The following is a 22,652-nucleotide window of genomic DNA, read 5'->3' on the forward strand; positions in this document are numbered from 1 at the left end:
AACCTGGTCCCCCACCGGAGCGAGCCGGGTAAAATTGCCCCAAGAAGTCAAACACGATGTTTAGGGGATTCGATGCAACTTTCCGCCGCTGACAAAATGACTGTTTCCGCCCGGCTGAGCGAAGCCAAACAGTCCTTAGATGAGGTTATTGACCTCATGGAGACCGACGCGGACGCAAGCGCGTTGATTTCTAAGTTGAACGAATCATCGAGACGCTTAGACCGAGTCTCTTTCGCGCTGATGGTCTCCAGTTTGCAGGGCACCGTCGAGGCCAGCGAACCGGAACGCGAGGCAAACATCAAGCACCTCGAGCAGCTGTTCCTGCACATCGAGTAAGTGGCAACACCCGGAGTTAGTTAACCGGATGATTGTTCGCGTCTACATGCACCACGCGAGGAGTCAGGTTCCGAGCTGTTTCTTCATCAACAGTAGTGTAAGCGATGATAATGACTAGGTCGCCGGGAACCACTAGGCGAGCAGCGGGTCCGTTCATCTGGATCGTGCCAGAACCGCGGGTACCGGCGATAGTGTAGGTCGTCAGGCGCGAACCGTTATTGACATCGACCACATCAACTTGTTCCCCCGGCAGGATGTCGGCACGCTCCAGCAAATCCGCGTCAACAGTGATGGATCCGACATAGTTAATGTCCGCATCAGTCACGGTAGCGCGATGAATCTTGCCGCTCATCATGGTTCGCATCCGCATATTTCCCCCTCAATAGGTTTCCCGGTTTGTTCCTCAGGTAGTGACGCCCCAGGGGTCTTTCACAGGGTAATCCGAAATACGCTAGGGCCGCAACATTTCCCGGGACCCCAGGCTCACCCGAAAGGCGCGGCAGGACCCTCGTGACCTCTAGAGTTGCACGTCCATATTGTCAATCAGCCGAGTGGAACCGACTTTCGCCGCCAGCGCCAAGATGGCGCTACCATGAAAATCGCCGGTAATCGGCACGAATCCCACCGGATTAACCAGGGCAACATAATCCACGTCTATACCCGGCACCGCTTCGAGGCGCTGACGCACTTTGGCTGCCAAATCGCCCGCACCGAGGCGGGAAGCGTTTTCTTGACCCCACTTCAAAGCCTGGGAAAGGTTGAGGGCAGTAGCGCGTTCGTTGGGGGACAGGTAACGGTTGCGTGAACTCAAGGCCAGACCGTCAGGTTCCCGGCGGATTTCCACCGGCAAAATGGTTAGGGGGAAGTCCAGGTCGGTAACCATCTGGGAGACAATGGCGAGCTGCTGCGCGTCTTTCTTGCCGAAAGCAGCCACATCGGGACGGGTCAGATGGAACATCTTGCCCACCACCAGCAACACTCCGGCAAAGTGCGTGGGGCGAGTTTTGCCCTCCAGGATTGAGGCGGCGCGACCGGGGTCGAAACGCACCAAAGCCTCGCCAACCGGATACATCACCTCGGGGGTAGGCGCAAACAGAGCGTCAGCCCCGACCACCTGGAGCTTGGCCGCATCCCCCGCCAAGTCTCGCGGATAGGTGTCATAATCCTCACCGGGAGCGAACTGGGTCGGGTTGACGAACACCGTCACCAGCACGGTATCCGCCTGGGCTTTCGCGGCCCGAACTAAATCTAAATGACCCTCGTGCAGGGCTCCCATCGTCATGACCAGGCCAAGCTTGCCACTGACACCGTTGCGCCAAGTCGCCAATTCTGCTCTGGTTTTCAACAACTCCACAGTCTTAATCCTCTCTGAGATTGTCTGTTTGGTGTTCTCCGATACTCGCACAAGCCTCCAGGTTAGAGGTTACTCGTTCCAGCCAGGCGGCGGGAGGTTCTTTCTGACGCGCCATGTCCGCGTGGGAAACTTGCAGTTCCCAGAGTCTTTGCGCGGACTCATTGGGCAGATGGTACACCGTGGTCGGCACCACCCCCGGCACCAAGTGCAGTTTGACGTTCGCCATTCCCAAAGCCCGTTGCAACGGTCCTTGCCGCAAGGCTACGGATTGCATCCGGCAATGCGGCACGAAAGATACGCGGCGGGTGATTCTGCCGTCGCGAATCATCACCATCGTCGTGGTCAGCACTGCAGCTTTCCGGTTCCACGTGATCCAGTCAAACCAGCGGGCTTTCGACGAAGCGGTAAAAATACCGGGAGCCGGCCCGGAGCCGTACAGCAAGACTTCCAATAGGTTTGTACCGGCTGTTCCAATTTCGGCGCCGTTGAGGTCGGTGACCGCGCCGAGGTCGTGTTCCATCATCCACAATGCCTGCAACGCCTGAGTTCGCGTTCCTACCGGCAGCATTACGTGGGAGCTGGTCTTTTTCTTATTGTTGCCGTTTCCTTCAGAGGCACCCTGATAGCCGGCCATAGTTAACTCGACCCGCCACCAGTCCTTGCCTCGCCATAGCAGAGGCTGCTTCAAGACGACGGCGTGAACTCGCCCGGGAGGAATGGTTTGGGAATCATGGGTCGTCAGTCCGTGGCGCAGACGGATTCCGTCAGCAGAGGCCGCCGCGGTAAAGTTCCATCCTTCGTTGACTTTTTGGCCTATCGCCGTGATAGTAGCAAAAATACCGCCAAGCACACCGAGCAGAGCTTGAGGCGCCAATAACATCGCGGCCCAGAAACTATCCGCGTCGCCGCTCATGAAGATGGCTATCGCCGGGATTAGCCCCAGTACAAACAGCAGGGGGATGAGCAGCACCGCGAACCAGGTAGAAATGGAACGCAGAATGGAACCTACCAACATATCGGTTGGCACTTCGTAAAGTGTTGTCTCAGGGGCTTCCCCACTGGCGGCAGGCAAAGCTCCCACCAGCCCGGCCTCACCAATCCCGATAATTTTTGTACCATTCGTTAAAGAATTAGCAGCATCCGTCGCGGGGCCGGTTGGGGTTTTTTGACCAGATGCCTTCGATAAGATTTCAGCTCGCAACGCTTGAGCCTGGGAGGCTTTCAGATACATGATGTCAATCTGAGAACCGCTGGCTCCCGCGGAATCCACGTGCAGCTTCGCCAAACCGAGCAGACGCGGCACTAACGGAGCGATGACGTCTACCGCCTGAATCCGGTTTAGCCGCATATGACGTTCTTTTTTGAAAATGATGCCGTGGCGAAACAAAACCGCTTCATCAGTCAGCGCATAAGCGGTAAATCTCCAGCTCAGATAGGTAAAAAGCAACAACAATAGGAGCAGCGCCGCAATCGCCAGCAGAGAAAACAACAACACCGGCAAGACCTTTCCTGCCGATTGCATCGCAGCCATCTCCTTGGAAAGGTCACGAATCAAGTCGAGTTGCGAATAAATAACCGCCACCAGCACCACCAGGATTCCCCACATCTGGGTCAGTGGTGTTAGGGGATGAACTTTGCGCCAAACCGGAGGCTGTGCAGTAACGCTAGAGATGTCAGAACTGGCCGGAATCCCCTCCGGCAAGCCCTGCGAAGGTAAGGCAGCCGAAGATTCTTTGGGCTTTCCTTCCGAGGGTTCCCAGCCTGGATCAATTGGTTGTGTCATCTGTCGTTCCTCGCCGTGTTCACAATCCCGCTCGCAAGGATTCACCGCGCGCGGTGAGGATTTGACGTAAGCGATCTGCCTCGGCATGGTCCAATCCGGGAATGCTCGCCGCAGATTCCATCGAAGCGGTCTTCATGCTGACCTGGGCGATGCCGAAAATCCTGTCGATAGGCCCCTGTTGCACATCCACGAACTGCATCCGCCCGTAAGGAATCGCCCACATTTTCTTAAACATGATGCCGCGACGTAAGAACAGATCCCGCTCGGACTCGGCGTAGCCCCACGCCTTGACCTGACGCGGAATTAACCACAGCTGCCACACCAGCAGACCAATCGGTACAATCTCCAGGAGCCAAAACCACGGCAGTTCCTGGGTGAACATCATTGCCCCCGCGAATACCCCGAGAGCCAGCGCGAAAACCACAATCCACACCAGCAGCCCCAAAATCCGCACCGTGATGAGCTTCATGGAAATCGGCTTGAACGTCACACCCTCAGGATTGAATAATTCACCACTCATAGGGACATCTTATCCGGGCACACGGGGATTAATCGAGGCAGAATCTGCATTCAGCCTAAAACTTTTTGAAGTTGGTCGAACTGGGTGGGGCTCAAACCTCCGCGTTGCCGCAGCCGTTGCGTCACGGCTCGTGCCAGGGCGCGGTAGGAATCGGGCAGGTCAGCCAAATCGTCAAAAGGCAGTGCCGGATCCAAGTCATCTTTGTCAAGGACCGGTCCGTTCTGTAGCGCCTTTAGGTGCAGGGCCACGGTTTGGGTGTCCCCCCGTACCACCGGTCCGGACAGTCCCGCTTCCCCTTCCCGTAAAGCTCTTTCAAAAGCGGTCTTAAACAATGGCTCCGCAAAGGCTGCCGGGTCGTCCAGCCCCGCCATTCGCAGCGCTCGCAGGGCTTGGGACACCAAGATTACTAAGTGATTTGCCCCGTGCGCTAAAGCAGCGTGGTACAGGGGACGTGCCGAGTCAGGCAACACGTGCGGTACTCCGCCGAGGTCCAAAACTAGAGCTTGAGCCACAGCCAGCAATGCCCGTGGAGCATTGACTGCCCAATGGGTTCCTGGCAAACGCTGCAAATCTAAGGACGTACCGGAAAACGTTTGCGCCGGGTGCAGCGCTAGGGGAATGGCCCCCGCTGCGGCAGCGGGCTGTAAAACATCCAATCCGTGGGCCCCGGACACGTGAGCGACCAGCTGACCCGCTCGAAACGCTTGTGACTCGGCTAAATGCGTGACCAGAGGGGCAATTTCCCGATCTCGCACGGTAAACAGCACGAGGTCGCAATCGGGCACCAGCTGTGCCGGCGGCACCACCGCAACACCGGGAAGGATGGCGTCCACCCGCTCTTGGGAAGTCTGCGAACGTGCCGAAACCCCCACTAAAATGTGGCCTGCCTGTGTGAACGCTGCAGCCAGGATGGGGCCTACCGCACCCATACCGATGACGCCCACCCGCAGAACCGGGCTGGGACTCCCACCAATTTCAGACATGACACTATCGTAAACCACCTCCACCACGGGTAACCCGGCGCAAGCCCGTAGCGTCCAAACCAGACTTTCCCAACCCAGCAGGTTGCCGGGGACTGGTGAATTCAGAGAATCTCCGGACTATTCGACGGGAAATCCGCTCCAAGCTGCACCCAGCACTACCTTTTGCCGTTAAGATGTATGTATGGAGTGTCGTGTCTCCAAAACTTGCACGACATATTGAACACGTTGGTTATCGAGGATGGTTATGGAACCTGCAGTGAGCGAAGCACGACTTTTGGTCGTGGATGACGAACCCAATATTCGCGACCTTTTAGCGTCTTCCCTGCGTTTCGCGGGATACGACGTCTTAAGCGCCGGGGATGGCACCGAGGCCTTGCGCCTAGCCACAACGGAGAAACCCGATTTGGTCATTCTGGATGTCATGTTGCCGGACATGGACGGCTTTACCGTGACCCGTAAGCTGCGGGCTTCCGGAGTTGATATGCCGATTCTGTTCCTGACCGCCAAGGACGATATGCGCGATAAGGTCGAGGGTTTGCAGGCTGGCGGTGATGATTACGTCACCAAGCCTTTCGGTCTGGAGGAAGTCGTGGCGCGTATCAACGCTATCTTGCGTCGCACGAAGCGCTCCGCGGTGGAACAACCGCTATTGCGCGTGGCTGACCTGGAGCTAGACGACAACCTCTACGAAGTGCATCGCGGCGGTCGTCTCATCGACCTGTCTCCCACCGAGTTCAAACTGTTGCGTTACCTCATGGTTAACGAAGGCCGTGTGGTTTCAAAGACGCAAATCCTCGATCACGTGTGGGAATACGATTGGGAAGGCGATGCCGCCATCGTTGAATCTTACATTTCCTACCTGCGTCGCAAGCTCGACGCCCCGGACGAAAACGGCAAGATTCCGCCTTCGCTCATCCAGACGCGTCGCGGTGTCGGTTACCTATTGCGGGATCCCAACGAGTAGTTTTTGGCGGTTTACCGCCGCTGCGAACGGCACAAGCCCGCGGCAGAGGTGAGCCATTTCTTTGCCGCCCGGTGGAACGGGACTGGCTGTTGAATAGTACCCAAGTCAGATGAGGAGTGGCGAGTGCGTGGAATAGGGAAACTGTGGATCTCCCTGGCCTTGGCCACGCGTCTGACCATCATTTTTGCCGTCGCTTTGGTTACGGCGCTGTCTTTGGCTGGCACCGTAACGGTGCTGTCGCTTTCGTCGTACCTGACCAGCCAGCAGGACGCCCAGCTTTCCGCGGCCGCTAGGGTTATGGGTCCCAACGCCGCGAACCTCTCGGACACCACAGTGTTTTCCAACAATATGCCCAGTGATTACTACATCTACGTGCAGTTTGTGGGCTCTATGCACCGCACGGATCGCGAATTTATCACCCCGGCAACTAAGAACGAATCGGGCATTCCCCAACGGCAATACCTGCCAAAAAAAGCTGACATCCCCACGATAAACAACACTTCTTCGCTGGTCATGCCCGGAACTACGGTCCCTTCCACCAAGTCCGGTCAAAAGTGGCGGGTTCTGTCGATTTTGTTGACTTCACAGGGCAAAGTCGCCGGAGCCGCGACTGTTGGTCTGTCGATGACACCGCAGCGCAATATGCTCCAGGCCATCATTTTCACCATCTCAATCTCGACTTTGATTATCGCCATCATCGGCACTCTGATGACAAACTACCTGGTAGGGCGCGCTTTCCGGCCTCTGCATGAGATTGAGGGGGTCGCGAACAAGATTGCGGCCGGGGATTTGACCCAACGTGTTAAGAAAGCCCCTACCACCACCGAAGTGGGTTCCCTGGCGAACTCTATGAATGTGATGCTTTCCAACTTGGAACAGGCGTTCTCAGCGGTGGAGCTGTCCGAACGCAAGATGCGGCGTTTCGTCTCTGATGCATCCCACGAGCTGCGCACCCCCACCGCCGCGATTCGCGGTTACGCGGAACTGTCGCGCATGGGCGGAGTAGGCCCGGAGCGTCAGGCGGAGGTTATGGCACGGATTGAGTCTGAGGCCACCCGCATGGGCAACATGGTGCAAGACTTGCTGACGTTGGCGCGATTGGACGAACACCGTCCGATGACCTTTGAACGCACCGATATTACCGCTTTGGCGCGGAACTCTCTGTCGGATATGGCCGTGTTGGATCCGGAACGCGACATGCAGCTGCTGAACATGGAAGATGAGACGCTGGAGGAAGTTTACAGTGTCTATGCAACCGTGGATGCGGAAAAAATTTCCCAGGTTATTACCAATTTGCTAACTAACGTGCGTCAGCACACTCCGGCGAACACCCCCGTCGAGGTGGTGGTGGGTTACCATATGTGGCCTGATGAAACCGGAGTCCCCCTTAAGAATGCCGCGGCTTCAAAGATTCCCGCTTTCCAGCGTTGTGCGGTCATAGAGATTCGTGACCACGGTCCGGGGGTAGCTCCAGAAGACGCCAAAAAGGTCTTTGAACGTTTCTACCGTTCCGACACGTCACGAGTGCGGACCACGGGCGGTACCGGACTGGGTTTGGCTATTGTTTCCGGTATCGTTTCTGCTCACAACGGTACGGTGGCGATGCTCCAGACTCCCGGCGGTGGTGCCACGGTACGAATCAAGCTGCCGTGCCAGGCTTCACATGTAGATTCTGAAGGCGAGAACAACAATCCGGCCGCGAAGTTCGCTGCGGCTTCTGCCGCGATTAACAAAGCTTCCAGCGCCAAGGAAAGTTCCCGGCAGGTTCCAGCCCCCGCTCGTACAGTACCGACCAGCGCTCCGAAGCCGCCGCGCATGCCTGTCGTCAGGCCGGTGCCCCCGGTAGCGCGACCTGCCGTACCCACCCCGACGGTACAACCAGCTCCTGCCGCGGCGCCTTCCCCTCGACCTCCTGCCAAGCCGGTTCCCAAACCGAAGGTGGTTCCCCCGCCTCCGCCTCCGCCGCGTTCTTCCTAGGTTCGGTTCGGGCACTTTTCGACCCCTGCGGGAGGGCTTTAGCCGTGGTGTGTACCGTCCAGAGCTTCGGTTTTAGGCGAAAGTCGTTACTACCGGGATAAACAGATATACTTGGTGGGTTGCTTTGGGTTTCCCCCAGCTGGCAGAGGATGATGTGTATGGCCGAGATGATACCGGCTTGGTTATTGGCGGGTTTTGCCCGTTCAATCGCCGCTGAAGGCGGTACGGCTCCGCGGGACGTAGCCCAATCCGTAGGCACCGAGTTGGCCCAGCGGTGGATGGATCCGCAGCGCCATTTTCATAACCTGGAATATCTGAAAGCCACCCTGGAAAACGTTGATATTCTCAGTGAACAAGCTCGTGACGTGGACGCTATCCGCCTAGCCGTGTGGTATCACGGTGCGATTTTTGACGTTTCCGAAGCGGCGGTGGAGCGTGGGGAAGCGGGACTGAATGTGTTGAGTTCCGCTGACTATGCTGCCGATTCTTTGGCTGAGCTGGGCGTTAGCGAGGCACAGATTGAAAAAATCACGGATCTTATCCGCGGTTTACATCACCATCAGGCGGTTGACGATATTGACGCCCAGGTGCTTTCCGACGCGGATTTGTCCATATTGGCTGCGGATCCGCAAGAGTATCTCGAGTATTTGCGGGCCATTCGCCGCGAGTACGCTGCCTACGACGAGGCTCGTTTTATTTCTGCCCGTTCCAAAGTCATCGGTAGTCTGCTGAACCGTCCGCAACTGTTTTGGACTCATGGCGCAGCGGGTTGGGAAGAACAAGCCCGCGAAAACTTGAGGGCAGAACTGGAACGTTTGGAAAAAACCGGCACCGCCGGGTTAGAGATTGCTGGGGCAGAGACTGACCCTGCCATCCGGACTGGCATGATTCCCGCCGCGGCACCGGCAACGGAGCAGTCCCCCACCCCCGGGGAAGGCGTTGCGGCAGTTCCTGGCACCAAGCCGGAAACCGGGGACCTGTCTGAAACCGCCCCGAGGGCTGCAGATGCGGATGATGTCGACGAACCCGACGAGATTAACCCTTATGCCCCTCCGGATGAGGCGGATTTGGGCTCGACCCTCGAAAACGTCGCCGAAGCCATGGATACGATGGTCATGAAAGCGCTTAAACCGTCTGAAGTTGGCCTCAAACCCCGCTCTGACGTGCAGGAATAAGGTTTTCCACAGGGTGCACAATTTCGGGGTTTTCCACAGGTAGATTTTTTGTGACTGGGCACCCTACGCGCATTGCCTTAGTTTGAGAGTGTGAAAACCAAAGTTTGGTTTTCCCGCGCTTTAAATGTTTCAAACGAAAGGAACCACCATGCAATTTCAAGTTGATAGCGATGCCGTAGCTGCTGCCGGCGCCCAAACTCGTGCCTGTGCTGAGGAAGTCAGCACCCAGGTTTCAGCGATGATGGCGAATCTGACCACCCTGCAGGAATCTTGGACGGGTGCCGCCTCCGCAGCTTTTGCGGCTCTCGCGGCTCAATGGCGTGCCACTCAGGCTACCGTGGAGGATAACCTCCGCCAGATTGGTTTGCAGCTGGATACCGCCTCCGCGAACTACGCCGAAACGGAATCGAACGCCACCGCGCTGTTTGCCGGAGCGTAAAAGAATTCGGTTACATCGCATACCCCAAAATCTAAGAACTGAGAGACTTCCAAGGAGTCTCTCAGTTCTTAACGTTGTATGGATTTTGCAAAAGGGTTTTGCCGCGGTTTAGCGGTTCAGGCCCAGGTTGATTTTCTTTCCGGTCACGATGGAAATCACGACCGCAGCCGCAACCCCGGCGCCCACGCACAGCAGCATGATAAAGATGAAAGAAACCACGCCGGGAATCGAGTCAATCGGGGAGGACACGAAGGCTTGTGGCGCGTTCGCGTTGATTGCCGAGATGGAGGTCTTAGTTTTACCGGTGGCATTTGCGGGAGCCTGGGGGGCTACATTGGCGTGAATCTGAGGTTCCGCGTTAGCTACGGAAGCCGGAGCCTGGGGGTACATGACTTCAGGTCCAGCCGGGACATCGACGTCATTGCCACCCGCGTTCAGTTCCGCGGTAGAAGGAGCCGTGGGTGCGGGAGATGCCGGGTTGACCACTACGTCGGAGGCGCCGGAGGGCATTGAATCGAGGTTCACGTGCTCCATCACCGTGCCAGCGGAGTCTTCGGATGCGTTCGGGGAAGGCAAATTTTCTGCGTACGCTGCCGGGGCGAAAGCCAATCCCAGCACCAGCGCCGCTGCCGTAATCAAAAACTTTTTCATCGCGTCCTGCCTCAGTTTCGAATTGCTATGTCCAGGGTTTTCCCAGTTCCTCACCACACGATTTTCCCAGGTTCCAAACCTAGAAATCCTTGCGGTTCTTAGTTAACATTGTAACCTCTAAAACATTTATCGGTAACCCCCCAGGTTTCATTAGGACTTTTTTCGGCTTTTTTGGGTAAATCTCAAGGTTTTTTCCGGTAGTTTTCCAATCCTTTGTAACAACATTCTCATCTTTGTCTGCTGGCCGTGCCGCCGAGCTGACACGCCCGCGACCGACACAAGTTCAGGGGAGCAGTAAAAACCATCGAGGCGACCTCCTGAAAACAGGAAATCGCCCCGATGGAAAGTTATGAACAACTCGAACGGTTCAGTACCGCTTTAGTACATGCCGCCCATGTCGTCGCCAGCCGGAGCCGGTGCCGGAGCCGGAGGCTCGGGCTTGTCAGCCACCACCGCTTCGGTGGTCAGGAACAGACCCGCGATAGAGGCCGCGTTCTGCAGAGCGGAACGAGTCACCTTCACCGGGTCTGCCACCTTGGCTTCCAACAAATCTTCGTACTCGCCGGTGGCGGCATTCAGACCCTGACCCTTGGGCAGGTGACGGACCTTTTCAGCCACAACCCCGCCTTCCATACCAGCGTTAGCCGCAATCTGCTTCAGCGGGGATTCCACTGCCACCCGCACGATGGCGGCACCGGTCGCTTCGTCGCCTTCCAGCTGCAGATCCTTGAAAGCCTCCGTGGCAGCCTGAATCAGAGCCACGCCGCCGCCGGGAACCAAGCCTTCTTCCTTGGCAGCCTTCGCGTTGCGCACAGCATCTTCGATGCGGTGCTTGCGTTCTTTCAGCTCCACCTCGGTAGCGGCGCCGGACTTGATGACGGCCACGCCACCAGCGAGCTTCGCCAAGCGCTCCTGGAGCTTCTCACGGTCGTAGTCGGAATCGGTCTTTTCGATTTCCTGACGAATCTGGCGAATGCGGGCCGCCAGAGCGTCCTTGTCGCCAGCGCCGTCCACGATGGTGGTGTCGTCCTTGGTGACAACGACCTTGCGGGCGGTACCCAGCACTTCCAGACCCACGTTCTCCAGCTTCAGACCGAGGTCCTCGCTGACGACCTGGGCGCCGGTGAGGATAGCCATATCCTGGAGCATAGCCTTACGACGATCACCGAAACCGGGCGCCTTCACCGCGACGACCTTCAGCGCGCCGCGGATACGGTTCAGCACCAGGGTAGCCAGCGCTTCGCCCTCAATGTCCTCGGCAATAATGGCCACCGGCTTGCCGGCCTGCATAACCTTTTCCAGCAACGGCACCAAGTCCTTGATAGAGGAAATCTTGGTATCCACCAGCAGGACGTAGGTGTCCTCCAGAGCGGCTTCCTGACGGTCCGCATCGGTTACAAAGTAAGGGGAAATGTAGCCGCGATCGAAACGCATGCCCTCGGTGACCTCAAGGTTCAGGCCGAAAGTGTTGGATTCTTCGACGGTGATGACGCCTTCTTGGCCGACCTTTTCCATGGCCTCGGCAATCATTTCGCCGATGGTTTCGTCAGCGGCCGAAATCGAGGCAGTCGCAGCGATTTGTTCCTTGGTCTTAACTTCCACCGCGTCGGCGAGCAAACGAGCCACCACCGCGTCAACGGCCTTCTCGATACCGTGACGCAACGCAATCGGGTTCGCGCCCGCAGCCACGTTGCGCAGCCCCTCCTTCACGATAGCCTGAGCCAAAACGGTCGCCGTAGTGGTACCGTCACCAGCCACGTCGTCAGTCTTCTTGGCGACTTCCTTAACCAGCTCTGCGCCAATCTTTTCGTAGGGGTCAGCCAGGTCAATTTCCTTAGCGATGGACACGCCGTCATTAGTAATGGTCGGGGCGCCCCACTTCTTTTCCAACACCACGTTGCGGCCCTTGGGTCCCAAGGTTACCTTGACGGTGTCAGCCAACAAATCCAGTCCGCGTTCCATGCCGCGACGGGCTTCTTCTGCAAAGGCAATCATTTTTGCCATTTATTACAACCTCCGCTTTTATAAGGTTCATGTGCGGCGAATGCCCGCGACGGACGGCTGGGGTTGTGGCGGTTCACGTCTCCGCGCGACCTGCAGCCTCATTCACCAACTTGTCACTCTGACATTGAGAGTGCTAACTCAATCTTGGCACTCTCGCCCCTAGAGTGCAAGTTTTAAACGTACGAGCCCGCGGCGCAAAGCTGTGCAAAAATGACTGACCCGGTTGGCTTTAGAGCCTGCCGACCAGCACAACCTGAATCTTGTCCAGGCGGTCTTTGGGCACAATCATGTCGATATTCAAGACGCGCTGCACCTCGCGTGCTTCCGCCTCGCGGTCGGAGGGGTAATAGATGGTGTTCACCGCGGGTTTGGTGCCCTGGAAGTTATCGGCAGACACTTTCGTAAAGCCATCCGCTGCCACTTTGTCCTTGATTTTTGCAGCCAGTCCGTTGATTCCTGAAGCGTTCAAGACGCTCACGTTGATACTTTTATCGGCCGTAGGCGGCTCGGTAGTTTTTTCCGCAGCGGGCGGAGTGGTTTGGGTCGGTTCCTCGCTGGGTGCGACACTTTCAGTAGGTCGTTCGCTGGCTTTACCGGTTTCAGAAGGGCTCGGGGTCGCCGCGGTGTTTGGGGTTTGGCTCATCTGTGGCTTATTCGCTGCATCGTTGGCAGTTGAGGGGTGCGACCCAATCAGGAGCAGCATGGCCCAAGCCAACAAGGGCGCGGCAATAATCACGATGACAAAAGGCAGAAAACCGTGCCACCAGGGCTGACCAGGCCGGTGCGCGCCCTGCGGCAAGTTTTTCCCAATCCGGTCGAATTCGTCCTCGGGGTATCGTGCTTCATCCACGTGTCCAGCTTACGGATTGCGTCGGTTTCCGAGCTGTTCCCACGCCGTTAATCCAACGAAAAGGTTAGAAGAACGGGTTCTTGACCGGTCGTTCACGGCAGGCGCCAATCCACCGGCTGGCCGCCCTGTGCCGTCAACAGTTCATTGGCTCGTGAAAAGGGACGGGAACCAAAGAATCCTCGTGACGCTGAAAGCGGGGAGGGATGGACCGATTCGAGGCAAGGTACACGGGGCATAAACTCTTTGGTTTTGCGCGCATCGGCACCCCACAAAATCGCGACCAGCGGCAGCCCCTGAGCGGCGTGATGATTGGCAAGTTGGCGGATGGCAAACTCGGTAATGGCTTCCCAGCCTCGGCCCCGGTGGGAGGCGGGTTTGCCTGGCTGTACAGTCAAAGCCCGGTTTAGCAGCATGACTCCCTGATTTGCCCAGGGTCGCAAATCCCCCGAGGTCGGCAAAGGCAGGCCTAAATCTTGGTGCATTTCCTTAAAAATATTAACCAGCGAACGCGGAATTTCTGTACCAGGCATTACAGAAAATGACAGTCCCATGGCGTGACCGGGGGTGGGATAGGGGTCTTGGCCTACAATCAGGACTTTCACCTGCGCCAAAGGGTACTGAAAGGCGTGAAATACATTTTCTCCAGCCGGGAAATATCCCCGGCCCGCCGCCAGTTCAGCGCGCAGGAAATCTCCCATCGCGTGAATCTGGTCCTCAACCGGGGCCATAGTTTGCGCCCAGTCCGAGGACATAATCCGTTCCAGTCCGCCGCGATTCTCCCCTGCGTTCAACGCCCGCTCCCTACATATCCAGGGCCAGATCGAGAATCGGCGCGCTGTGCGTGAGGGCTCCCACGGAGATGTAGTCCACTCCGCTGGCGGCCGTCGCCGCCGCGTCGCGCAGCGTCAAACCCCCGCTGGCCTCAGTTTTCACTCCACGCGGGGCAGCGATTGCCACCGCTTTAGCCATGGTTTCCGGGCTCATATTGTCCAGCAGAATCAGCCCTACCCCGAGATTCGTCGCCTCTGTGACCTGTTCCAAAGTGTCGCATTCAACTTCCAGGGGAATCTGGGGGGCATGAGCCCGCACCGCCTGCACCGCGGCCGCCAACGAACCGGCTGCGGCAATGTGGTTGTCTTTAATGAGCGCTGCGTCCCCCAGCCCCATTCGGTGATTTTCCCCACCACCGCAACGTACCGCGTACTTTTGCAGCACGCGCATACCGGGAATCGTTTTGCGCGTGTCCCGCACCCGAGCTTTTGTACCTGTCGTTTCACTTTGACCGGGGGCAGCGGTAATAGCATCCACGTAAGCCGCCACCGCAGTCGCCACGCCGCTGAGCTGACTGGCCAGGTTCAACAGGGTCCTCTCGGCGGTCAGCATAGTCCTGGCACCAGCAGTTATCTCTAAAATGACATCGCCCGGCTCGACCCGTGCCCCGTCCTGGCGGCGCATCGTGACCCGCGGTGTGGGGGCACCGGTCTGGTGCGCTAGCACGAAAGGCACCGCGGCGGCGATAGGAACCCCCGCCAGACATCCCGGCTCGCGAGCTACCATCCGGGCTTGTACAGTGAGGGAGTCATCAAAAATGGCATCCGTGGTGACGTCCGGCCCATAAGCCAAGTCTTCGTCCAAAGTCGCTTCAATAAAGTCCGTGACCTGGCGCGAATCCAACTTCGCTGCCGCTAAAGCGCTGGTGATTTCTGGTGGTAACATCGTTTTCTCTCTCCTTTATCGCGTCTGACTCGCGCCATGAGTTCAGACCGGGGTCTCGCTGACTTCCAGGGAGGTCCCGTCTGAGCCCAGCTGAACCTCCAGATGCTTGCGCCACTCCTCGCGACGGTGCGGGAAATCCGTTCGCCGGTGGGTACCGCGGGATTCTTCTCTGGCCAAGGCCGGTGCCACCAGGGCTCGGGCTACCAGCGTGGCGTGGGGGGACAGATTCTCCAGTTCACGCTGAGCCCGCTGCAGGCCGGCGCGATCGCGCAGCACATAGACATCGCGGCTCATGATTTCCTGGATTTTTTCCAGTACCGTCGGCTCCATGACCACCGGCTGAGGAATCGCTGCCGGTTTCGCCACCGGGCGCCGACGCAGCTGTGGCAGGTCCACTTCCGCCAATTGCTGGGCAACTAAACTGCCCATGACCAGGGCTTCCGTCAGGGAGTTGGAAGCCAGGCGGTTCGCGCCCTGTACCCCGGTACACGCTACTTCCCCAATGGCATAGAGCCCCGCCACGTTCGTCTGACCGCTCATGGTGGCCGCGATTCCGCCGCAATAGTAGTGGGCTCCGGGGCGAACCGGAATGGGCTCGGTGATGGGGTCTACCCCCCGGCTGGAAACCAGCTCATAGATGGTGGGGAACATTTCTTTCCATTTCTGTGCCCCAAAACTGGTGGCATCCAGATAGAGATGATCCAAACCGTGAGCCACCATATATTCCTGTTCCGCGGCCGAAACCACGTCACGCGGCGCCAGGTCCTCTTGTGGGTGAACCCCATGCATGACCCGGTTGCCCTGCCCGTCAACCAGGAAAGCGCCTTCCCCGCGTACCGCTTCGGACACAAGCACCCCCCGGTCGCCCTTAACTTTAACGGGCGGTACAAAAATAGTGGGGTGGAACTGCATGAATTCGAGGTCGCGGCCGATGGCTCCGGCGCGCAGGGCTGCTGCCAAACCGGCTCCGTTGACGACCGCCGGGTTCGTGGTCGCGTTCCACAGCTGGCCGATTCCGCCGGTAGCGAGGATGACCGCAAAAGCGGAAACGACCCCGAATCCACGCCGGGAATCCCTTACCGTGGCACCGCAGGCGCGGCCGTCTCTATCGACCAGGACATCGCACAACTCGCAGTCTTCCAGGACTTTCAGTTCACCTTGCCCGCCGGTGTTCCAGGTCGCTCCGTCCATGGCGGCAACATTTTTCGCCAGCGTAATCTCGATTTCGTGACCCGAAGCGTCCCCGTTGGAGTGCAGGATGCGCCGCGCGGAATGCCCCCCTTCCAGGTGCAGGTCAATTTCCCCGGCTGCGTTGCGGTCGAAGCGCGCTCCAATACTCATCATCCACTGCAGGGCTCGCGGGGCTTCCTGAACCAGAGTGCGTACTGCCGTCTGGCTGCACAAGCCCGCTCCCGCCACAATGGTGTCTTCGTAGTGGGCTTCGGGAGTGTCTTGCCGATCCCAAACCGCAGCCAACCCCCCTTGTGCCCAGTCGGTAGAGCTGGCGGTCAGGTCACTTTTCGTCACCAGTACGCAATCGACCCCGGCAAAAACCAGGTTGATTACAGCACTCAAGCCCGCCGCCCCGGATCCGACTACCAGGACCGGGGTCGTCATTGTCCAGTTGACATCCATGGGAGTGTGTTCGGGCGTCTAGTGCTGCTGGGGCGAGGCGGTTTTGCCGATGGCAATCATGCGCTGCACACTGGCTCGGGCACGCGCGGCGATATCTTCGTCCACAAAGACTTCGTCGCGACCGCTTTCCAAACAGCTGACCAAGTTTTCCAAAGTGGTTTGGTTCATGTACGGGCAGGCCGCCTGGGGCATGACCGGTTCAAAAGTGACCTCTGGATTGGCTTTGCGCAGCGGGTGAAGCATCCCCACCTCGGTGGCGACCAGCACTCGCGAACCTTTCGGGGCTTTTTTCGCCTCCGAGAGCATTCCGCCAGTGGAAAGCACCTTGACCTTCTCCGGGCTGAGTTTGCCGGCCTCAATGAGATCCACGGCTGCCTGAGTGCCGCCGCATTCGGGGTGAATATACACATCCGCATCCCCCGCGGCAAGGATTCCTTGCATCAAAATGTCGGGGGTCATCGCGGCGTGAACATGGCAGGCCCCATCCCAGGTCACCAGGTTTTTCCGACCGGTCACGCGTCGCACGTGCGCTCCCAGGTTGCGGTCGGGGCAAAACAGAATCTCGGTTTGAGCCGGAATCGAGTTCACCACGTCAATAGCGTTGGCCGAAGTGCAGCACACATCGGTTTCCGCTTTCACCGCGGCGGTGGTGTTCACGTAACTGACCACGACCGCACCGGGATGTGCGGCTTTCCACTCCCGCAGCTGTTCGGCAGTGATGCAATCCGCCAGCGAACATCCCGCGGTGGCGTCAGGAATCAACACCCGCTTTTGCGGGGAGAGGATTTTGGCGGTTTCCGCCATGAAGTGTACGCCGGCAAACACGATGGTGCTCTGCGGGGCTTCGGCCGCTAAACGGGACAGAGCCAGGGAGTCCCCGGTGAAATCCGCCACGTCTTGAACTTCGCCGGATTGGTAGTTATGAGCCAGAATCACGGCGTCTTTTTCCTGGGCCAGCTGGCGGATACGTTTTTGGAGGTCTTGAGTTTCTGTGGCGCTTCGAGTCATGATGCTAGCTTTCCTTCCTGAAGTTTCCCGGACGGCTTGCCTGACACAGCCCGCGAAGATTCGAGTCACTTTCGTAATAACATTGCTTCCGATTATAGAACCCTTTATAACCGGCTTTTTCACCAGGGCGGGTGAAGGGAATGGACTGGCTTTGTCGCGCAGGCAAATTTATGGGAAAATTGGACAACCGCCACTTTAGCTCAGTTGGTAGAGCACCCGCCTTGTAAGCGGACGGTCAACAGTTCGAGTCTGTTAAGTGGCTCCATTCTGCCGGTTTGCCCGGATAACTCTCAGTAACGCCTCAGACCAAGATAAAAGCCGCCGCCGCGAGCCCTAGCAGCAACATCCCCAGGATGAGACGGCGCACCGGGGTGGGCAAAACCGCCCGCAGCACTCGCCGGGCGCCAATCCGCAGCGGAGCGCTGAGCGGAATCCACCACGCCACCAGCAACGCCGCCCCGGACAGGGCTTGGGCGATATAAACCCTTTTTGGAACGATTGTTCCAAAAAGGGTAACCGTGTCGGGCAGTTCGGTGGGCAGCATAACCCTGTTACCGCCCAGGATTTCTCCCGCCAGAAACAGCGCGGCTGCCACGATGACGGCGGCTGGCAGGGTGCTGGCCAGGCCTTTGATGAACGCTGCGGGTAAGGAAAGAATTTTTCGGGTGGAACGCCAATGCCAGCCCGCCACTGCCGCCACCCAAAAGCCGAACACCGCGATGATTCCCGATACTGCCGGTTGCCACGGAACCCACGCTGCCCAGGCTAGTGCGCCTGCCAGTCCTAGGAAAGGCAGCGCACCCGGGGCGGTCTTGGCGCCAGTTTCGAGCTCCGCGCCGCCGGCAGAGGAATCTGGCTCGACAGCCATTTGGGAATCCGGCAAATCGGTGTCCCCCCAGGTGTCTGCCACACCACCAGTTTCCTCCGCGGACCATCCCGGAGCGGATTTCATCCCGGCGGAGGGGTTCTCCACCTCCACCGGATTGTACCGACCATTCAACTCTTGGGGCATGAGTGCGGTGTATCCCGCTTCGTTCGAGCCTCCCGGGGTCAGAAGGGTGGTCGCGGCGGTTTCCTCGTCGGCCGCACCAGACCGGACGGCCTGGAGCAGTTCGGCAAAATCCGCACTTCGCTGAGCCTGGGGAGCCAAAGCCCGACGAAAAACCTCAGCCAAGGGCGCCTCCAGACCGGCCACATCCGGATTCCCGGCCAGCACCCTCGAGACAATCACGGTTGGCGAGCCGGTTCCGAAGGGGGGCCGTCCGGTCAGGACAAACAACAGCAGCGCGGCTAAAGCCCACCAGTCGTCAGCGAAATCCGCTTTCTGACCCTCGATGACCTCAGGTGAGATAAATCCTGGAGTTCCCACCACCAAGCCGGTTCGCGTCAGACCGCTGGTGTTTTCCAATACGGAAGAAATCCCAAAGTCGATCAAAACTGGACCATTCGGTCCAAGAATTACGTTGGCGGGTTTGATGTCACGGTGGCAGATCCCGGACTCATGCACTTCTCTCAGGGTAGCGGCCAACAGAACCCCCAGTTCCAAAGCATCCTCGCGCTGCCAAGCGCCGGAAACCCGCACATCCTCAGCCAAGGTTGGACCGGGGATATATTCCGTAACGATAAAGGCATCGACCCCGTCGACTTCCAAGTCCATCACGGCCGCGACCCCGGGAACATGGACCCGTTGCAGAGCCAACGCCTCCGAGCGCAGACGCTCGCGGGCATCCCCATCACGCTGCCCCAGGTCAGCGTCAGGAGCCAACAGTTTAAACGCGACCGGATTACCCCCACCGTCATGAGCCAGATAGACGGTAGCAGAGGCACCCGTTCCGAGCCGGCGCTCCAAAACGTACCCGCCTATTTCGGCACCCAATAACTCGGCGTTTGCGCTCATGTTAAACGAGTATAGCCAAACCCGGCTTAGCCTCACTGGTGCGAAATACCGGGGAGAGACCAGCCCGCTCTCAATCTGTCAGCCCCGCCCACCCACTCTTGGGCAGGAAAACCTGCAATGAACGCACAAATCTGGAATAATAGACGGGTCGGCACCGTTGCCGACAAATTTCATATCCAACCTTTTACAACGGACCGTCCGGCGCGTACCTGCCGGTGAAGGGATTAAATTATTATGGCAACTGTCACTTTCGACAAAGCAACACGTATCTATCCGGGCAACACCACCCCATCGGTGGACGAGCTCAACTTGGAAATTGCCGACGGCGAATTCCTGGTTTTGGTCGGCCCCTCCGGCTGCGGCAAATCCACCTCGCTGCGGATGCTGGCAGGTTTGGAGGAAGTCAACTCCGGGCGCATTCTGATTGGCGACAAAGACGTCACGGACGTGCAGCCCAAAGATCGCGATATCGCGATGGTGTTCCAAAACTACGCTCTGTACCCACATATGACGGTGCGGGACAATATGGGTTTTGCTCTGAAAATCGCGGGCACTCCGAAAGACGAAATTGCTAAGCGCGTCGAGGAGGCCGCCAAGGTTTTGGACTTGACCGAATACCTGGATCGCAAGCCAAAGGCTCTGTCGGGCGGGCAGCGCCAGCGCGTCGCGATGGGTCGAGCTATCGTGCGTAAACCCCAAGTGTTCCTGATGGACGAACCGCTGTCGAACTTGGACGCGAAACTGCGTGTGCAAACCCGCACCCAGATCGCCTCCCTGCAGCGCAAACTGGGGGTCACCACCCTGTATGTAACCCACGACCAGACCGAAGCCCTGACGATGGGCGACCGGATTGCTGTGTTAAAGGACGGCATTTTGCAACAGGTCGGGTCTCCGGACGAGCTCTATCAGCACCCCGAAAATGACTTCGTGGCTGGCTTCATCGGCTCTCCCTCCATGAACTTGCGCAAGTTTAAGGTAGAAGGCGACAAGGCCGTTCTCTACGGAGCCTCCCTGCCGATTTCTGCGGAGCAGCGCGATGCCTTGACTGAGGCTGACGGCGGCGAAGTCACGATTGGGTTCCGGCCTGAGGATTTGGAGATCACCACCGATACAGGCGATGGCGTGATGCCGATTGTGGTGGACATCATCGAAGAACTCGGTTCGGACGGCTACGTGTACGGCCACCTCGATGGTGCGGAACAAGGGACTTCTGGTTCAGTCACGGAAGATCACTTGGTGGTGCGGGTACCTCCGCGTACTGCCCCGAAACCGGGCAGTGTCATGAATGTGCGGATTACCCCGGGTCACCAGCATGTCTTTAGTGCCGCAACCGGCAAGCGCCTGCCCGACTAAGTCACCCGTCGGACGGGTCGGTTACTGCACAAGGCCGGGTGGCTCGGTCACTGCACAAGGCCGGTGTGCGTCTCGGTGACTTACAACAACTAATCCGGGTGTCCCCCGCCCCTGTGGCGGGGGTCACCCGTGTATTTGGGCGCCCTGTTCACGGGAAAATCCTCTTGATTCGGAAACTTCCAATGATTTACGCAACAGCCTGGAATGTTAAAAGTAGTTGCTGTTTATGTGTGAAACATGTAAATTTGAAGATAGTTCTGTTGGTGGTCGGCAATTTTCGATGTCACCCCATCACAACTGTGAAGCTATTTGAATAAACCCCCTCAACTGGCAGGTAATCAACACCACCAAAACCCAACCACCTGCCGGTTGAAACTGGGCGATTCTGGAATCCAGAATCGCCCAGTTTTTTCTGAACCAACAGTCACCCACCGGCCGGCTACGGCCCCCGCCCAGAGCGCGAATTTGCCGGCGGCGTGTTTACCCTCAGTCGTTGGCGTGTTTATCCAAAAATTCGTAAACCTCGCGATCATCTACACCGGGGAAAGTTCCCGGCGGAGTCGCCGCCAGCAAATGCGAGTGAACCTTGACGGATGGCCAGGCGTAACGCGCCCATCGGGCCTGCAAATCCGCGGAAGGCTCCCGGCAGCAAGTAATGGCGGGACAACTGGATTGGAAACGCCGCGAAGTGTCCCGGCCGCGAAAGAACTGGGCGTGTTCAAAGGGCGTGCCCACCGAAATGGAAAAATCCCCCGCCCGGTAGCGTTCCAGCTTGGACACCGACCAATAGGTGCCGCTGGGGGTATCGGTGTATTGATAGTACGGGGCTGCCGGGTCGATTTGTTCAAACAGTTGCCGGGCGCCGAACTTGCGGCACGCCAACTGCCCTTCAATCGAACCGTCATTGTGCGTCGGGAAAACCACACCATCGTTGGCATAGGCCTTATAGATGGTGCCATCCGTACCAACCCGCAGAAAGTGCGCCGTAATGCCCAGGTGTCGAGTCACCAGATTCGTGAACCGGTGGGCGGCGGTCTCGTAAGTGACGGCGACCCGGTCCGATAGGTCCAGAATGGATAAATCCCGGCGCCGCTTATCCTCCTTCAGCTGGGCGACAGTGGCAGTTTCCGGCATCAGCACGGCCGAAGCGAAATAGTTGGCCTCGACCCGTTGACGCAGGAACTCGTGATAGGACGTGGGCTTGGGATGGTTTAGCGCTTGGTCCCCCAGGGCGCGCAGAATCAGGTTGCGCTGGTCTCGATCGCGGGCTTCCAGAGAGTTCAGATAGATTCGCTGATGTTTCAAGTCGGTGATGGAACGTGCCCCGCGCGGCAAGTCAGGCAGCTTGACTATGGAAAATCCCATGTAGTTAGCGATTTCTTCGACTCCGGATTGCAGCAGCGGCCCGCCGGTGAAACCGGTCGCGTCGGTGATTTCCGTGGCGAGTTGCTCAATGTCAGCCAGGTAGTTGTCTTTGTGATGCATTTCGATATGCAGCTGTTGGTTGGCTTTGCGGGCCGCCTCGGGGGAATCCAGGCTGATTGCCGTGATTTGCTGCAGTTTCCGATGGGTCGCTACCAGCGCTTTCAAGGCGTCGTGGGGTAACCGCGGGCCAATATGCACCTGGGGAATACCCAACTTGACCGCCTCCGCGCTGGTCTGACACTCGTTCAGCTCCAGTTCCAGAGCGGCTCTTTCGTTGGGCGGACTGGGCTGCATCAACGTTTCGACACTGACTCCCAGCGCCGCCGCGATGGCGGTTAACAGGCTCAGCCTCGGTTCGCGTTTGCCGTTCTCTATTTGGCTCAGAAGGGAGGTGGCGCGGTTGACCCGTTCCCCCAAGACGGTCAAAGTCATGCCTTGGCTGGTGCGAGCGTAGCGAATCCGGGCGCCCAAGGTCGCCAAATCGATATCGTGATGGCGTTTACTCGCGTCCGCCGGCGGCAACGGGGCAGGAATTTCGCCGCGGACAGGCTTTTTAGTGGTCATCGTCGCACCTCTAAGTTC

20 protein-coding genes and 1 tRNA gene are annotated in these 22,652 nt (G+C 58.2%); 7 read left to right on the plus strand and 14 right to left on the minus strand.

Annotated features, from left to right (window positions below; all coding sequences use genetic code 11):
• Positions 1–72 precede the first annotated feature (72 nt).
• Positions 73–336 (plus strand): hypothetical protein, encoded by a 264-nt coding sequence (locus RQ935_RS06865; RefSeq protein WP_311497733.1) that lies wholly within the window; start codon positions 73–75, stop codon positions 334–336.
• A gap of 16 nt (positions 337–352) precedes the next feature.
• On the opposite strand, the gene panD is transcribed toward RQ935_RS06865, so the two are convergent.
• The 5 genes from panD to RQ935_RS06890 form a co-directional block, all read right to left on the minus strand.
• Positions 353–706: an aspartate 1-decarboxylase gene (panD, locus tag RQ935_RS06870; protein ID WP_311497734.1), complete on the minus strand. Its 354-nt coding sequence runs from the start codon at positions 704–706 to the stop codon at positions 353–355.
• A gap of 147 nt (positions 707–853) precedes the next feature.
• Positions 854–1,690 carry a pantoate--beta-alanine ligase gene (gene panC / locus RQ935_RS06875; RefSeq protein ID WP_311497735.1) on the minus strand — a complete coding sequence of 279 codons (837 nt, stop codon included), beginning with the start codon at positions 1,688–1,690 and terminating at the stop codon, positions 854–856.
• Between the two features lie 4 nt (positions 1,691–1,694).
• Complete coding sequence (locus tag RQ935_RS06880; protein WP_399532189.1) at positions 1,695–3,473, minus strand: PH domain-containing protein; 1,779 nt, start codon at positions 3,471–3,473, stop codon at positions 1,695–1,697.
• 19 nt (positions 3,474–3,492) lie between these two features.
• A complete protein-coding gene (locus tag RQ935_RS06885) occupies positions 3,493–3,993 on the minus strand; it encodes a PH domain-containing protein (protein WP_299295502.1) in 501 nt (166 codons plus the stop codon).
• Positions 3,994–4,043: 50 nt separating this feature from the next.
• Positions 4,044–4,976: a DUF2520 domain-containing protein gene (locus tag RQ935_RS06890; protein WP_311497736.1), complete on the minus strand. Its 933-nt coding sequence runs from the start codon at positions 4,974–4,976 to the stop codon at positions 4,044–4,046.
• A gap of 238 nt (positions 4,977–5,214) precedes the next feature.
• On the opposite strand from RQ935_RS06890, the gene RQ935_RS06895 reads away from it, so the two are divergent.
• The 4 genes from RQ935_RS06895 (at position 5,215) to RQ935_RS06910 (ending at position 9,531) form a co-directional block, all read left to right on the plus strand.
• Positions 5,215–5,940: a response regulator transcription factor gene (locus RQ935_RS06895; RefSeq protein WP_296180798.1), complete on the plus strand. Its 726-nt coding sequence runs from the start codon at positions 5,215–5,217 to the stop codon at positions 5,938–5,940.
• A gap of 123 nt (positions 5,941–6,063) precedes the next feature.
• Positions 6,064–7,917, plus strand: coding sequence for a HAMP domain-containing sensor histidine kinase (locus tag RQ935_RS06900; RefSeq protein WP_311497737.1), 1,854 nt, complete (start codon positions 6,064–6,066; stop codon positions 7,915–7,917).
• Between the two features lie 158 nt (positions 7,918–8,075).
• On the plus strand, positions 8,076–9,092 hold the full coding sequence (locus RQ935_RS06905) for a hypothetical protein (RefSeq protein ID WP_311497738.1): 1,017 nt from the start codon (positions 8,076–8,078) through the stop codon (positions 9,090–9,092).
• Positions 9,093–9,240: 148 nt separating this feature from the next.
• Positions 9,241–9,531 (plus strand): WXG100 family type VII secretion target, encoded by a 291-nt coding sequence (locus RQ935_RS06910; protein WP_297724788.1) that lies wholly within the window; start codon positions 9,241–9,243, stop codon positions 9,529–9,531.
• A 108-nt stretch (positions 9,532–9,639) separates the two neighbouring features.
• Here the strand turns inward: RQ935_RS06910 and RQ935_RS06915 are convergent, their stop codons facing one another.
• The 7 genes from RQ935_RS06915 to nadA all read right to left on the minus strand — a co-directional run bounded on the left by RQ935_RS06915 (position 9,640) and on the right by nadA (position 17,395).
• Entirely contained in the window at positions 9,640–10,182 is a 543-nt protein-coding gene (locus RQ935_RS06915) for a fibronectin-binding protein (protein WP_297724785.1), read from the minus strand.
• A gap of 378 nt (positions 10,183–10,560) precedes the next feature.
• Positions 10,561–12,186 carry a chaperonin GroEL gene (groL, locus tag RQ935_RS06920; RefSeq protein WP_297589308.1) on the minus strand — a complete coding sequence of 542 codons (1,626 nt, stop codon included), beginning with the start codon at positions 12,184–12,186 and terminating at the stop codon, positions 10,561–10,563.
• Positions 12,187–12,415: 229 nt separating this feature from the next.
• The gene (locus RQ935_RS06925; RefSeq protein WP_311497739.1) at positions 12,416–13,036 is read right to left on the minus strand and encodes a LytR C-terminal domain-containing protein; all 621 of its coding nucleotides are present in this window, start codon (positions 13,034–13,036) and stop codon (positions 12,416–12,418) included.
• Positions 13,037–13,128: 92 nt separating this feature from the next.
• The gene (locus RQ935_RS06930; RefSeq protein WP_311497740.1) at positions 13,129–13,827 is read right to left on the minus strand and encodes a uracil-DNA glycosylase; all 699 of its coding nucleotides are present in this window, start codon (positions 13,825–13,827) and stop codon (positions 13,129–13,131) included.
• A gap of 10 nt (positions 13,828–13,837) precedes the next feature.
• Positions 13,838–14,752, minus strand: coding sequence for a carboxylating nicotinate-nucleotide diphosphorylase (nadC, locus tag RQ935_RS06935; protein ID WP_311497741.1), 915 nt, complete (start codon positions 14,750–14,752; stop codon positions 13,838–13,840).
• Between the two features lie 42 nt (positions 14,753–14,794).
• Positions 14,795–16,387 (minus strand): L-aspartate oxidase, encoded by a 1,593-nt coding sequence (gene nadB / locus RQ935_RS06940; RefSeq protein WP_311497742.1) that lies wholly within the window; start codon positions 16,385–16,387, stop codon positions 14,795–14,797.
• A gap of 18 nt (positions 16,388–16,405) precedes the next feature.
• On the minus strand, positions 16,406–17,395 hold the full coding sequence (gene nadA / locus RQ935_RS06945; RefSeq protein ID WP_311497743.1) for a quinolinate synthase NadA: 990 nt from the start codon (positions 17,393–17,395) through the stop codon (positions 16,406–16,408).
• Positions 17,396–17,584: 189 nt separating this feature from the next.
• On the opposite strand from nadA, the gene RQ935_RS06950 reads away from it, so the two are divergent.
• Positions 17,585–17,660 (plus strand) — tRNA-Thr (locus tag RQ935_RS06950).
• Positions 17,661–17,696: 36 nt separating this feature from the next.
• Here the strand turns inward: RQ935_RS06950 and RQ935_RS06955 are convergent.
• Positions 17,697–19,292, minus strand: a complete 1,596-nt coding sequence (locus RQ935_RS06955) for a serine/threonine-protein kinase (protein WP_311497744.1) — start codon at positions 19,290–19,292, stop codon at positions 17,697–17,699.
• A 234-nt stretch (positions 19,293–19,526) separates the two neighbouring features.
• On the opposite strand from RQ935_RS06955, the gene RQ935_RS06960 reads away from it, so the two are divergent.
• Complete coding sequence (locus RQ935_RS06960) at positions 19,527–20,645, plus strand: sn-glycerol-3-phosphate ABC transporter ATP-binding protein UgpC (RefSeq protein WP_311497745.1); 1,119 nt, start codon at positions 19,527–19,529, stop codon at positions 20,643–20,645.
• 486 nt (positions 20,646–21,131) lie between these two features.
• Here the strand turns inward: RQ935_RS06960 and RQ935_RS06965 are convergent, their stop codons facing one another.
• Entirely contained in the window at positions 21,132–22,634 is a 1,503-nt protein-coding gene (locus RQ935_RS06965) for a helix-turn-helix domain-containing protein (protein ID WP_311497746.1), read from the minus strand.
• Between the last annotated feature and the right edge of the window lie 18 nt (positions 22,635–22,652).

Source organism: uncultured Mobiluncus sp., from assembly GCF_963511525.1.
In the GTDB taxonomy this organism is placed as follows: domain Bacteria; phylum Actinomycetota; class Actinomycetes; order Actinomycetales; family Actinomycetaceae; genus Mobiluncus.